The following is a 12,703-nucleotide window of genomic DNA, read 5'->3' on the forward strand; positions in this document are numbered from 1 at the left end:
GAAGCGTTCCTACTAGAGTGTGCGTCAGGCCGACGTGCGCGCGATGGTGTCGTCCTTGCGCAGGGTGAAGATCTCGTAGCCATCGGCGGTCACCACCAGGGTGTGCTCCCACTGGGCAGAGAGCTTGCGATCCTTGGTGATGGCCGTCCAGCCGTCGCCCAGGACCTTGGTGTCGGCCTTGCCCTGGTTGATCATCGGCTCGATGGTGAAGGTCATGCCCTCCTTGAGTTCCATGCCGGTACCCGCCTTGCCGTAGTGGAGGATCTGCGGCTCTTCGTGGAACACCTTGCCGATGCCATGGCCGCAGAATTCACGGACCACGGTGAAACCGTTCTTCTCGGCGTGCTTCTGGATCACTTCGCCGATGTCGCCCAGGCGGCAACCCGGCCTGACCAGTTCGATCGCCTTGTACAGGCACTCCTGGGTGACCTGGGACAGGCGCTCGGCCCACGGCGCCACGGTGCCGACATGGAACATGCGGCTGGTATCGCCGTGGTAGCCGTCCTTGATCACGGTGATATCTATGTTGAGCGTGTCGCCATCCTTGAGCGGCTTGTCGCCCGGGATGCCATGGCACACCACGTGGTTGATCGAGGTGCAGATCGACTTGGGGAAGCCCTTGTAGTTGAGCGGTGCCGGGATGGCCTGCTGGACGTTGACGATATGGTCATGGCACAGACGGTCCAGTTCCTCGGTGGTGACACCGGGCTTGACGTGTTCCTCGATCATTTCGAGAACTTCAGCGGCCAGGCGGCCGGCGATGCGCATTTTCTCGATGTCTTCTGCGGTCTTGATGGTTACGGTCATTACAGGCTCTCTACAGCGCCGCAGACGGCGCGAACAAACGGAAAGGCCGGATTCTAGCAGAGCAGGGTGGCCATCAGGGGGAGAAAGCCGCCTGTCCGGCGAGTCCGACGGGTCCATTCTGGCCCGTTTGCCGAGTCGCTGCAAAAGACCCTGACGGACGATGCGTGGGCGGGTTCCGTTTACCGGCGCTCTGTGGTATAAAATGCGCCGCTTTCGGGGACTACCCCGCAAGTACAAACCCACACACGTGTCGGCACGATGGCCTGGGTGCCCCGGATCTCGGATTCGCGGGTTGGTCATTGGGACGCGTGGAGGCCCAACCCGACTTATCAAGGAACTATCATGTCCCAAGTCAACATGCGCGATATGCTGAAGGCCGGTGTGCACTTCGGCCACCAGACCCGTTACTGGAACCCGAAAATGGGCAAGTACATTTTCGGCGCGCGCAACAAGATCCACATTATCAACCTGGAAAAAACCCTGCCGATGTTCAACGACGCTCTGACGTTCGTCGAGCGCCTGGCCCAGGGCAAGAACAAGATCATGTTCGTCGGCACCAAGCGTTCCGCCGGCAAGATCGTTGCCGAGCAAGCTGCTCGTTGCAACTCGCCGTACGTCGATCACCGCTGGTTGGGCGGCATGCTGACCAACTACAAGACCATCCGCGCCTCGATCAAGCGTCTGCGCGATCTGGAAACCCAGGCCGAAGACGGTACCTTCACCAAGCTGACCAAGAAAGAAGCCCTGATGCGTTCGCGCGATCTGGAGAAACTTGATCGCAGCCTGGGTGGTATCAAGGACATGGGCGGTCTGCCAGACGCTCTGTTCGTGATCGACGTCGATCACGAGCGTATCGCGATCACCGAAGCCAACAAGTTGGGCATTCCAGTGATCGGTGTTGTCGATACCAACAGCAGCCCTGAAGGCGTTGACTACGTCATTCCAGGTAACGACGACGCCATTCGCGCCATCGAGCTGTACATGACTTCGATGGCTGACGCTATCATCCGCGGCCGCAACAACGTTGCTGGCGGCACCGAAGTCTACGCTGAAGAAGCGGCGGCGCCCGCTGCTGAGTAATTGACGCCTGCGTCTACTCAGTACGCAAAAAGGGGGCTAGGCCCCCTTTTTGCCACCTTGAAATCCTCCTGTCAGCATGGCGCCGCATGATCGTTACGCTGGCGTGAAGACAGTAGGTTTCCAGAATTGAACGCCCGTGACGAGCGGGTGGAATGGTTGAAAAACTTTCCAAGAGGATTTTGAAATGGCAGAGATTACTGCAGCGCTGGTCAAAGAACTGCGCGAGCGTACCGGCGAAGGCATGATGGACTGCAAGAAAGCCCTGACCAAGGCTGGCGGCGACATCGAGAAAGCCATCGACGATATGCGTGCTTCCGGCGCCATCAAGGCTGCCAAGAAAGCGGGCAACGTTGCCGCTGAAGGCGCGATCGCCATCAAGGCCGACGACAAGGTCGCCGTCCTGCTGGAAGTCAACTCGCAGACCGACTTCCTGGCTCTGCAAGACGACTTCAAGAATTTCGTCGCCGAGAGCGTCGAGCAGGCTTTCAACGACAAGCTGACCGACGCCGCGCCGCTGATCGCTTCCCGTGAAGCCGCGCGTGAAGCGCTGGTTGCCAAGGTTGGCGAGAACGTCAACATCCGTCGCCTGGTGCGCGTCGAGGGTGACGTTGTCGGTACCTACCTGCACGGTAACAAGATCGGTGTCGCCGTTGTTCTGAAAGGTGGCGACGTCGAGCTGGCCAAGGATATCGCCATGCACGTGGCTGCCAGCAACCCTGAGTTCCTGCTGCCGTCGGAAGTTTCGGCCGAAGCTATCGAGCGCGAGAAGGGCGTATTCCTGTCCCTGAACGAAGAAAAGATCAAGGGCAAGCCTGAGAACATCGTGGAAAACATGGTCAAGGGCCGTATTTCCAAGTTCCTGGCCGAAGCCAGCCTGGTCGAGCAGGCGTTCGTCAAGAACCCTGAAATCAAGGTCGGTGACCTGGCCAAGAAAGCCGGCGCCGAAATCGTTTCCTTCACCTACTTCAAGGTAGGCGAAGGCATCGAGAAGCCAGTCGACAACTTCGCTGAAGAAGTTGCCGCACAGCTGGCTGCTGCCAAGCAATAAGACAGACCTGTCTGTCGCCCCAAAGAGGCTGCCCGCTCACGCGCGCAGCCTCTTTGTCAAACCGGAAACTGGTTTGTCCGGCCAGTCTCCGCTGGCGCTGAAGCAGCGCCACGCTACAGTTAGCAGGCTGCATGCAGCCCGCGCAGAATTTTCTTTACAACGCCGCAGGAGAGACTCGCAATGGCTCAGCAGGTGAGTGGTCGCCAACCTCGCTATAAACGCATTTTGCTCAAACTTAGCGGCGAGGCCCTGATGGGCTCGGAGGAGTTCGGGATCGACCCGAAAGTATTGGACCGCATGGCCTTGGAAGTCGGCCAGCTGGTAGGCATCGGGGTCCAGGTCGGCCTGGTGATCGGTGGTGGCAACCTGTTCCGTGGTGCGGCGCTCAGTGCAGCCGGCATGGATCGTGTCACGGGCGATCATATGGGCATGCTGGCCACCGTGATGAACGCCCTGGCCATGCGCGACGCCCTGGAGCGCTCGAACATCCCGGCACTGGTCATGTCGGCTATCTCCATGGTGGGTGTCACCGATCATTACGATCGTCGCAAAGCAATTCGCCACCTCAACTCCGGGGATGTGGTAATTTTCTCCGCCGGTACCGGCAACCCGTTCTTCACCACCGATTCTGCTGCCTGCCTGCGCGCCATCGAGATCGATGCCGACGTGGTGTTGAAGGCGACCAAGGTCGATGGTGTGTACACTGCCGATCCGTTCAAGGACCCGCATGCCGAGAAATTCGATCACCTGACGTACGATGAAGTACTGGATCGCAAACTTGGCGTGATGGACCTGACCGCAATCTGCCTGTGTCGCGACCACAAGATGCCATTGCGGGTATTCAACATGAACAAGCCTGGTGCCCTCCTGAACATCGTGGTGGGTGGCGCCGAAGGAACCCTGATCGAGGAAGGCGTAGCATGATCAACGAAATCAAGAAAGATGCTGCTGAGCGCATGACCAAGTCGCTGGAGTCGCTCCAGCACGCGTTCAGCCGTATCCGTACCGGTGTTGCCCACCCGAGCATTCTGGAGGGTGTGATGGTGCCTTACTACGGCGCTGACACGCCTATCAAGCAAGTGGCCAATATCACCGTCAAGGATTCGCGCACCCTGCAGGTCGTTGCTTTCGAGCGCAACATGCTTTCGGCCGTCGACAAGGCGATCGGTAGCGCGGGCCTGAACCTGAACCCGACCAACCTGGGTGAGATGCTGCTGATCACCATGCCCGCGCTAACCGAGGAAACCCGCAAGGGCTTCACCAAGCAGGCACGTGATGCTGCCGAAGACGGTCGTATTGCCGTGCGCAATATCCGTCGCGACGCACTGAGCCAGCTCAAGGATCTGGTCAAGGAAAAGGAAATCAGCGAAGACGAAGAACGTCGTGCCGCTGACGAGATCCAGAAGCTGACTGACAAATTCGTGGCCGACATCGAAGTTGCAGTCAAAGCCAAGGAAAAAGACCTCATGGCCGTTTGAGGCCAGGGCTTTTTCATGGAAAAGACCAAGCTGGCGGCACCCAATTCGGTGCCGCGTCATGTAGCGATCATCATGGACGGCAACAATCGCTGGGCCAAGCGTCGCCTGCTGCCTGGCGTTGCCGGGCACAAGGCCGGCGTGGATGCGGTGCGAGCAGTGATCGAGGTGTGCGCCGAGGCCAAGGTCGAGGTGCTCACCCTGTTCGCATTCTCCAGCGAGAACTGGCAGCGTCCCGCCGACGAGGTGGGTGCCCTGATGGAATTGTTCTTCTCCGCCCTGCGGCGCGAAGCCAGGCGGCTCAACGAGAACAACATCTCCTTGCGCATCATCGGCGATCGCTCGCGCTTCCATCCCGAGCTCCAGGCTGCGATGCGCGAAGCCGAAGCCCTGACTGCCGGTAGCAATCGCTTCATCCTGCAGGTCGCCGCCAACTACGGTGGCCAGTGGGATATCGCCCAGGCTGCCCAGCGCCTGGCGCGCGAGGTGCAGGCAGGCCATCTGCGCCCGGAGGACATCACTCCGGGTCTGCTGCAGACCTGCCTGTCCACGGGCGATCTGCCGCTGCCGGACCTGTGTATCCGCACCGGTGGCGAACGTCGCATCAGCAATTTCCTGCTGTGGCAGCTGGCGTACGCCGAGCTGTATTTCTCCGACCTTTTCTGGCCGGATTTCAAACACGAGGCCATGCGCAATGCCCTGGCCGATTTCGCTTCGCGCCAGCGCCGCTTTGGTAAGACTAGCGAGCAGGTCGAGGCTGGAGCTCGTGCTTAATGCTTAAACAACGCATCATTACCGCGCTGATCCTGTTGCCGGTCGCACTGGCTGGGTTCTTCCTGCTCAATGGGGGGGATTTCGCCCTGTTCATCGGCTTCGTCGTGACCCTGGGAGCCTGGGAGTGGGCGCGCCTGGCCGGCTTGATGGCGCAGGGCCTGCGCATGGCCTACGCCGCGGTGGTCGCTGGCGCGCTGATGTTGCTCTACCTCATGCCCGACCTGGCGCCATGGGTGTTGGGCGCCTCCGTGATCTGGTGGGGGCTGGCGACCTGGCTGGTACTGACGTATCCGCGCAGCAGCGAGCTCTGGTCGAGCGCGGCGTGTCGCCTGCTGATCGGCTTGTTGGTCCTTCTGCCGGCCTGGCAGGGTCTGGTCCTGCTCAAGCACTGGCCCTTGGGCAACTGGCTGATCCTGGCCGTCATGGTGCTGGTGTGGGCCGCCGACATCGGCGCCTATTTCTCCGGTCGTGCCTTCGGCAAGCGCAAGCTGGCGCCGCAGGTCAGTCCCGGCAAGAGTTGGGAAGGGGTCTATGGGGGGCTGCTGGTGAGCCTGCTGATCACCCTGGGTGTGGCTTTGTCACGCGACTGGAGCATTGGCCAGATCTTGCTTGGCCTGATGGGGGCGGCGGTAGTGGTCATGGCTTCGGTCATCGGTGACCTCACCGAAAGCATGTTCAAGCGTCGTTCGGGGATCAAGGACAGCAGCAATCTGCTGCCCGGCCATGGTGGCGTTCTCGATCGCATCGACAGCCTGACGGCGGCGATTCCGCTGTTCGCCGTTCTGCTATGGGCCGCCGAATGGGGTGTGATGTGAGTCGCCCGCAACGGATCACCGTGCTGGGCGCAACGGGTTCCATTGGCTTGAGCACGCTTGACGTGATCGGTCGTCACCCCGAGCGTTACCAAGTCTTCGCCCTGAGCGGTTATTCGCGGCTCGATGAGCTGTTGGCCCTGTGCCTGCGCCATTGCCCGGTATTCGCCGTGGTTCCCGACTCCCGGGCTGCCGCGCAACTGCGCCAAGGCCTCGGCCATGCCGGTAGCGCCACCGAGGTCCTGGAAGGGGAGGCGGGTCTGTGCCAGATCGCGGCCGCGCCCGAAGTCGATGCGGTGATGGCTGCCATCGTCGGCGCGGCGGGCCTGCGCCCGACCCTGGCGGCCGTCGAGGCGGGCAAGAAGGTATTGCTGGCCAACAAGGAGGCGCTGGTAATGTCCGGCGCCTTGTTCATGCAGGCGGTGCGGCGCAGTGGCGCCGTGCTGTTGCCGATCGACAGCGAGCACAACGCGATCTTCCAGTGCCTGCCCGGCGACTACGCCAGGGGTCTGGCCACGGTGGGCGTGCGGCGTATCCTTTTGACCGCTTCGGGTGGTCCCTTCCGCGAAACGTCGCATGAGGCACTGGACAGTGTGACGCCCGAGCAGGCGTGCGCCCATCCCAACTGGTCCATGGGACGCAAGATTTCCGTCGACTCGGCAAGCATGATGAACAAGGGTCTTGAGCTGATCGAGGCCTGCTGGTTGTTCGATGCCGCTCCCTCGAAGGTGGAAGTGGTGGTGCACCCGCAAAGCGTGATCCACTCACTGGTCGACTATGTCGACGGTTCGGTGCTGGCTCAGCTGGGTAACCCGGACATGCGTACACCGATCGCCAACGCCCTGGCGTGGCCCGAGCGAATCGATTCGGGCGTGGCGCCTCTCGACCTGTTCGCTATTGCGCGCCTGGATTTCCAGGCGCCGGACGAGCAACGCTTCCCTTGCCTGCGTCTGGCGCGCCAGGCGGCCGAGGCCGGCAACAGCGCGCCGGCAGTGCTCAATGCAGCCAACGAGGTGGCGGTAGAGGCATTTCTCCAGCGGCGCATCCGCTTCCCGGAGATCGCGAGTATGATCGAACAGGTGCTCGATCGGGAGCCTGTGGTGGCGGTGGCCACGCTCGACGCGGTGTTCGCCGCCGATCAGCGGGCGCGGGAACTGTCACGGCAATGGCTGAGCCGCCACGACCGTTGAGGTCGGCGGGCCGCGGCGAGCACCGTTGAACGTCATTCGGAGAAACACATGACTGCGCTCTACATGATTATCGGTACCCTGGTGGCACTGGGCGTGCTGGTCACCTTCCACGAATTCGGCCACTTCTGGGTGGCGCGTCGTTGTGGCGTCAAGGTGCTGCGCTTCTCGGTAGGTTTCGGCACGCCATTGCTTCGCTGGCACGACCGCCAGGGCACCGAGTTCGTGGTCGCGGCCATCCCGCTTGGCGGCTATGTGAAAATGCTCGATGAGCGCGAAGGCGACGTCCCGCCGGCGCTGGCGCATCAATCGTTCAACCGTAAGCCGGTCGGTCAGCGTATCGCGATCGTGGCCGCGGGCCCCATCGCCAACTTCCTGCTCGCCATCGTGTTCTTCTGGGCACTGGCCATGTTGGGCACGCAACAGGTACGCCCGGTGATCGGTGCCGTGGAGCCGGGCAGTCTTGCCGCTACGGCAGGCCTGCAGGCTGGCCAGGAGATCATCGCTGTCGATGGTGAGCCGACCAACGGTTGGTCAGCCGTCAATCTGCAGCTCGTTCGTCGCCTTGGCGAGAGCGGTACCCTACAGGTCAATGTCCGTGATCAGGGTGGCAGCGTCGAACGCCAGCATGAATTGGTCCTCGACCAGTGGTTGCGCGGTGCCGACGAGCCGGATCCGATTCAGTCCCTGGGGCTGAGGCCCTGGCGACCGGCCATCACGCCAGTGTTGGCCCAGATCGATCCGAAGGGGCCGGCCGCCGCCGCGGGCTTGCGCTCTGGTGATCGCCTGCTGGCCCTGGACGGCGTTGCCCTGAATGATTGGCAGCAGGTGGTCGATAGCGTCCGCAGCCGGGCCGACAGCAAGGTCCAGTTGCGTATCGAGCGCGAAGGTCAGGTCATGGAAGTCCCGGTGACCTTGGCGCATCGCGGCGAAGGCAAGGCGGCCGGTGGCTACCTGGGCGCGGGCGTGCAAGGTATCGAATGGCCTGCCGAGATGCTTCGCGAGGTCAGCTATGGCCCGCTCGAAGCCGTGGGCCAAGGGCTGTCGCGAACCTGGAACATGAGTGTGCTCACGCTCGAGTCCCTCAAGAAAATGCTGTTCGGCGAGCTCTCGGTAAAAAACTTGAGCGGACCGATAACCATTGCTAAAGTGGCGGGCGCTTCAGCCCAGTCGGGCGTTGGGGATTTCCTGAATTTCCTGGCCTACCTGAGCATAAGCCTGGGGGTTCTTAACCTGCTGCCCATTCCAGTACTGGATGGGGGGCATTTGCTGTTTTACCTGATCGAGTGGGCGCGCGGTCGTCCGCTCTCGGATCGGGTACAAGGTTGGGGGGTCCAGATCGGTATCAGTTTGGTCGTCGGGGTGATGTTGCTTGCTCTGATCAACGATCTGGGTCGACTTTAACGCTTCGCTTATTGCGAACCCGCCGCCCTTTCGCGGTGGGTTGTTTAATGCCAGTTGGAATAAAAGGACTTCATGAAACGTCTGCTGCTAACTGCGGTCCTCTCCGCACTGATGATCGCTGAAGTTCACGCCGAGTCCTTCACCATCTCCGATATTCGTGTCAACGGCCTGCAGCGGGTATCCGCCGGCAGCGTGTTCGGCGCCTTGCCGCTCAACGTCGGCGACGAGGCCGATGACCGGCGCCTGGTGGAGTCCACCCGTTCCCTGTTCAAGACCGGGTTCTTCCAAGACATCCAGCTGGACCGCGATGGCAATGTCCTGATCATCAACGTGGTCGAGCGCCCTTCGGTGTCGAGCATCGAGATCGAAGGCAACAAGGCGATCAGCACCGAAGACCTGATGAAGGGCCTGAAACAATCGGGTCTGGCCGAAGGCGAGATCTTCCAGCGCGCCACGCTCGAAGGCGTACGTAACGAGCTGCAGCGTCAATACGTGGCCCAGGGCCGCTACTCCGCCGAGGTCGATGCCGAAGTCGTCCCGCAGCCACGCAACCGGGTCGGCCTGAAGATCAACATCAACGAAGGCACCGTTGCCGCGATCCAGCATATCAACGTGGTCGGCAACACCGTGTTCGACGACGACGAGCTGGCCAGCCTGTTCGAGCTGAAGACCACCAACTGGCTTTCGTTCTTCAAGAACGACGACAAGTATGCCCGCGAGAAACTCTCCGGTGACCTGGAGCGGCTGCGCTCCTATTACCTGGACCGCGGCTACATCAACATGGACATCGCCTCTACCCAGGTGTCGATCACTCCGGACAAGAAGCACGTCTACATCACCGTCAACGTCAACGAAGGCGAGAAGTACTCCATTGGCGACGTGAAACTGTCCGGCGACCTCAAGGTGCCGGAAGACCAGGTCAAGTCGCTGCTGCTGGTGCAGCCGGGCCAGGTGTTCTCGCGCAAGGTGATGACGACCACCTCCGAGCTGATCACCCGTCGCCTGGGCAACGAAGGCTACACCTTCGCCAACGTCAACGGCGTGCCCCAGGCCAACGACGAAGATCACACCGTCGATATCACCTTCGTGGTGGATCCGGGCAAGCGTGCCTACGTCAACCGTATCAACTTCCGTGGCAACACCAAGACCGAAGACGAAGTCTTGCGTCGCGAGATGCGCCAGATGGAAGGTGGCTGGGCATCGACCTACCTGATCGACCAGTCCAAGACCCGTCTCGAGCGTCTGGGCTTCTTCAAGGAAGCCAACGTCGAGACGCCGCCGGTGCCAGGTACCGATGACCAGGTCGACGTGAACTACAGCGTCGAGGAGCAGGCTTCCGGTTCGATCACCGCCAGCGTCGGTTTCGCCCAGAGCGCCGGTCTGATCCTCGGTGGTTCGATCAGCCAGAACAACTTCCTGGGTACCGGTAACAAGGTCTCCATCGGCCTGACTCGCAGCGAATACCAGACCCGCTACAACTTCGGCTTCGTCGACCCCTACTACACCGCCGATGGTGTCAGCCTGGGCTACAACGCCTTCTACCGTAGCACCGACTACGACGACCTCGACGTCGACGTGGCCAGCTACGCGGTGGACAGCCTCGGTGCCGGCATCAGCGCCGGTTACCCGATCAGCGAGACTTCGCGCCTTACCTTCGGCCTGAACGTGCAGCAGGACGAAATCAAGACCGGTCGTTACACGGTCAACGAGATCTTCGACTTCCTCGATCAGGAAGGCGACAGCTTCCTCAACTTCAAGGCATCGGCCGGCTGGTCCGAGTCGACTCTGAACAAAGGTGTGCTGGCGACCCGTGGTCACTCCCAGAGCCTGACCGCCGAAGTGACCACTCCGGGTAGCGACCTGTCGTTCTTCAAGCTCGACTACCGTGGCCAGCTGTTCAAGCCGATCAGCAACGACTACACCCTGCGTCTGCACACGGAATTGGGTTATGGCGACGGCTTCGGTTCGACGTCGGGTCTGCCGTTCTACGAGAACTATTACGCCGGTGGCTTCAACTCGGTCCGTGGTTTCAAGGACAGCAGCCTTGGGCCGCGCAGTACGCCTAGTACTGGTCCAGGCAATCCTAATCACAGGCCCGGCACCATCGAAGACCCGGACCAGGATCCACTGCCGTTCGGCGGCAACGTCCTTGTCCAGGGTGGCGTCGAACTCCTGTTCCCACTGCCATTCGTCAAGGACCAGCGCTCGCTGCGTACCTCGGTCTTCTGGGACGTGGGTAACGTGTTCGATACCAACTGCGGCGACCAGCCTGATTGCACGAAGGTCGGCTTCTCCAACATGGCCAGCTCGGTCGGTCTCGGCGTGACCTGGATCACCGCCCTGGGCCCGCTGAGCTTCAGCCTGGCGATGCCGATCAAGAAGCCGGACGAGGCCGACACCCAGGTCTTCCAATTCTCCCTGGGCCAGACCTTCTGAGGTCTGCCCCTTGTTAATGACAACGAATTCTCTAGGAGTGCATCGTGCGTAAGTTGATCAAACTGGCCGTCGTGGCCACGGCGCTGGCCGCCACCCCGGCTTTCGCCGAAATGAAGATTGCCGTGCTGAACTACCAGATGGCGCTGCTCGAGTCGGACGCGGCCAAGCGCTACGCAGTCGATGCCGAGAAGAAGTTTGGCCCCCAGCTGACCAAGCTGAAGAACCTCGAAAGCAGCGCCAAGAGCATCCAGGACCGCATCATGAAGGGCGGCGACAAGATGGTCCAGCAAGAGCGCGAGCGCCTGGAACTCGACTTCAAGCAGAAGGCCCGCGACTTCCAGTTCCAGTCCAAGGAGCTGAACGAAGCCAAGGCCGTCGCTGACCGCGACATGCTCAAGCAGCTCAAGCCCAAGCTGGACGGCGCTGTCGAGGAAGTGATCAAGAAGGGTGGCTACGACCTGGTTCTCGAGCGTGGCGCGGTCATCGATGTCAAGCCTCAGTACGACATCACCCGCCAGGTCATCGAGCGCATGAACCAAGCCCGTTGATATGACCGTGACCAAGACGCTCGGCCAATTGGCCGAGACCCTCGGGGCCACCCTCCAGGGTTCCGAGACGCTGCCGATCACTGGCCTGGCCACCTTGCAGGAGGCTGGGCCGGGGCAGTTGAGCTTTCTTGCCAATCCGCAGTATCGCAAGTACCTCGACAGCACCCAGGCCGCGGCCGTGCTGCTCAAGGCTGGCGATGCCGAAGGTTTCGCCGGGAATGCGCTCATCGTTGCGGACCCTTACCTGGCTTATGCGCGCATTTCCCACCTGTTCGATCCCAAGCCCAAGGCTGTGGCGGGTATTCATCCCAGCGCCGTGGTAGCCGAAGATGCCCAGGTGGACGCGACGGCCAGCATCGGCCCGTTCGCCGTGATCGAAAGCGCGGCGCGGATCGGAGCCGACGTGACGATCGGCGCTCACTGTGTGGTGGGCGCCCGTAGCGTGATCGGCGACGGCGGCTGGTTGGCCCCGCGTGTCACCCTGTACCACGACGTCACCATCGGCAAGCGTGTGGTGATCCAGTCCGGCGCGGTGATCGGTGGCGAGGGCTTCGGCTTTGCCAACGAGAAGGGCGTATGGCGCAAGATCGCGCAGATCGGCGGCGTGACCATCGGTGATGATGTCGAAATTGGCGTCAACACCGCCATCGACCGGGGCGCCCTGTCGGATACGCGCATCGGTAATGGCGCCAAGCTCGACAACCAGATTCAGATCGCGCACAACGTTCAGATCGGCGACCATACGGCCATGGCGGCTTGCGTGGGTATTTCCGGCAGCACGCGTATCGGCAGCCATTGCACCATTGCCGGTGGCGTGGGCATGGTCGGGCATATCGATGTCTGCGACAACGTGTTCGTCTCAGGAATGACCATGGTGACGCGTTCGATCACCGAGCCGGGTGCCTATTCCTCCGGCACGGCCATGCAGCCTTTGGGCGAATGGCGCAAGAGCGCTGCGCGGATTCGCCAGCTCGATGACATGGCCAAGCGTCTCCAGCAACTGGAAAAACGTGTCGAGACCGTGACCTCAGGCGGCCAGCCTCCATCAGAAGGCTGATAACATTTTCCGGACAAGAGTGAATTGTCGCTAGCTGGCTCCTCTTTGGACTGCAAAAGGAGCGTGTGGTCAGCA

General features: G+C 61.4%; 12 protein-coding genes. 11 read left to right on the forward strand and 1 reads right to left on the reverse strand.

Going from position 1 to position 12,703, the window contains the following annotated elements:
* Positions 1-24: 24 nt before the first annotated feature.
* The gene (gene map, locus G7009_RS06020; protein ID WP_181129001.1) at positions 25-807 is read right to left on the reverse strand and encodes a type I methionyl aminopeptidase; all 783 of its coding nucleotides are present in this window, start codon (positions 805-807) and stop codon (positions 25-27) included.
* Positions 808-1,149: 342 nt separating this feature from the next.
* Here map and rpsB point away from each other — a divergent pair, with 342 nt between their 5' ends.
* From rpsB to lpxD, 11 genes are all read left to right on the forward strand, one after another.
* On the forward strand, positions 1,150-1,887 hold the full coding sequence (rpsB, locus tag G7009_RS06025; protein WP_181129002.1) for a 30S ribosomal protein S2: 738 nt from the start codon (positions 1,150-1,152) through the stop codon (positions 1,885-1,887).
* A 184-nt stretch (positions 1,888-2,071) separates the two neighbouring features.
* The gene (tsf, locus tag G7009_RS06030; protein ID WP_181129003.1) at positions 2,072-2,935 is read left to right on the forward strand and encodes a translation elongation factor Ts; all 864 of its coding nucleotides are present in this window, start codon (positions 2,072-2,074) and stop codon (positions 2,933-2,935) included.
* Positions 2,936-3,115: 180 nt separating this feature from the next.
* A complete protein-coding gene (gene pyrH, locus G7009_RS06035; RefSeq protein ID WP_181129004.1) occupies positions 3,116-3,859 on the forward strand; it encodes a UMP kinase in 744 nt (247 codons plus the stop codon).
* Positions 3,856-4,413, forward strand: coding sequence for a ribosome recycling factor (gene frr / locus G7009_RS06040; RefSeq protein ID WP_181129005.1), 558 nt, complete (start codon positions 3,856-3,858; stop codon positions 4,411-4,413). The genes pyrH and frr overlap by 4 nt, the downstream gene beginning before the upstream one ends.
* Before the next feature lie 15 nt (positions 4,414-4,428).
* Entirely contained in the window at positions 4,429-5,184 is a 756-nt protein-coding gene (gene uppS, locus G7009_RS06045; RefSeq protein ID WP_181129006.1) for a polyprenyl diphosphate synthase, read from the forward strand.
* Positions 5,184-5,999, forward strand: a complete 816-nt coding sequence (locus tag G7009_RS06050) for a phosphatidate cytidylyltransferase (RefSeq protein WP_181129007.1) — start codon at positions 5,184-5,186, stop codon at positions 5,997-5,999. Before uppS ends, G7009_RS06050 begins: the two co-directional genes overlap by 1 nt.
* Positions 5,996-7,186 carry a 1-deoxy-D-xylulose-5-phosphate reductoisomerase gene (gene ispC / locus G7009_RS06055; RefSeq protein ID WP_181129008.1) on the forward strand — a complete coding sequence of 397 codons (1,191 nt, stop codon included), beginning with the start codon at positions 5,996-5,998 and terminating at the stop codon, positions 7,184-7,186. Before G7009_RS06050 ends, ispC begins: the two co-directional genes overlap by 4 nt.
* Positions 7,187-7,234: 48 nt before the next feature.
* Entirely contained in the window at positions 7,235-8,587 is a 1,353-nt protein-coding gene (gene rseP, locus G7009_RS06060) for a sigma E protease regulator RseP (protein ID WP_181129009.1), read from the forward strand.
* A 72-nt stretch (positions 8,588-8,659) separates the two neighbouring features.
* Positions 8,660-11,023: an outer membrane protein assembly factor BamA gene (gene bamA / locus G7009_RS06065; protein WP_181129010.1), complete on the forward strand. Its 2,364-nt coding sequence runs from the start codon at positions 8,660-8,662 to the stop codon at positions 11,021-11,023.
* A gap of 44 nt (positions 11,024-11,067) precedes the next feature.
* Positions 11,068-11,571: an OmpH family outer membrane protein gene (locus tag G7009_RS06070; RefSeq protein ID WP_181129011.1), complete on the forward strand. Its 504-nt coding sequence runs from the start codon at positions 11,068-11,070 to the stop codon at positions 11,569-11,571.
* 1 nt (position 11,572) lies between these two features.
* Entirely contained in the window at positions 11,573-12,628 is a 1,056-nt protein-coding gene (gene lpxD / locus G7009_RS06075; protein ID WP_181129012.1) for a UDP-3-O-(3-hydroxymyristoyl)glucosamine N-acyltransferase, read from the forward strand.
* The last annotated feature ends 75 nt before the right edge of the window (positions 12,629-12,703 follow it).

It is taken from the genome of Pseudomonas capeferrum (genome assembly GCF_013523055.1).
Lineage (GTDB): Bacteria > Pseudomonadota > Gammaproteobacteria > Pseudomonadales > Pseudomonadaceae > Aquipseudomonas > Aquipseudomonas capeferrum_A.

Bases quoted from the DNA above. Each gene is read 5' to 3' on its own strand.
- pyrH (WP_181129004.1), top strand. From the start codon at position 3,116: ATGGCTCAGCAGGTGAGTGGTCGCCAACCTCGCTATAAACGCATTTTG.
- bamA (WP_181129010.1), top strand. From the start codon at position 8,660: ATGAAACGTCTGCTGCTAACTGCGGTCCTCTCCGCACTGATGATCGCT.
- lpxD (WP_181129012.1), top strand. From the start codon at position 11,573: ATGACCGTGACCAAGACGCTCGGCCAATTGGCCGAGACCCTCGGGGCC.
- rseP (WP_181129009.1), top strand. From the start codon at position 7,235: ATGACTGCGCTCTACATGATTATCGGTACCCTGGTGGCACTGGGCGTG.
- uppS (WP_181129006.1), top strand. From the start codon at position 4,429: ATGGAAAAGACCAAGCTGGCGGCACCCAATTCGGTGCCGCGTCATGTA.
- G7009_RS06050 (WP_181129007.1), top strand. From the start codon at position 5,184: ATGCTTAAACAACGCATCATTACCGCGCTGATCCTGTTGCCGGTCGCA.
- frr (WP_181129005.1), top strand. From the start codon at position 3,856: ATGATCAACGAAATCAAGAAAGATGCTGCTGAGCGCATGACCAAGTCG.
- map (WP_181129001.1), bottom strand. From the start codon at position 807: ATGACCGTAACCATCAAGACCGCAGAAGACATCGAGAAAATGCGCATC.
- tsf (WP_181129003.1), top strand. From the start codon at position 2,072: ATGGCAGAGATTACTGCAGCGCTGGTCAAAGAACTGCGCGAGCGTACC.
- rpsB (WP_181129002.1), top strand. From the start codon at position 1,150: ATGTCCCAAGTCAACATGCGCGATATGCTGAAGGCCGGTGTGCACTTC.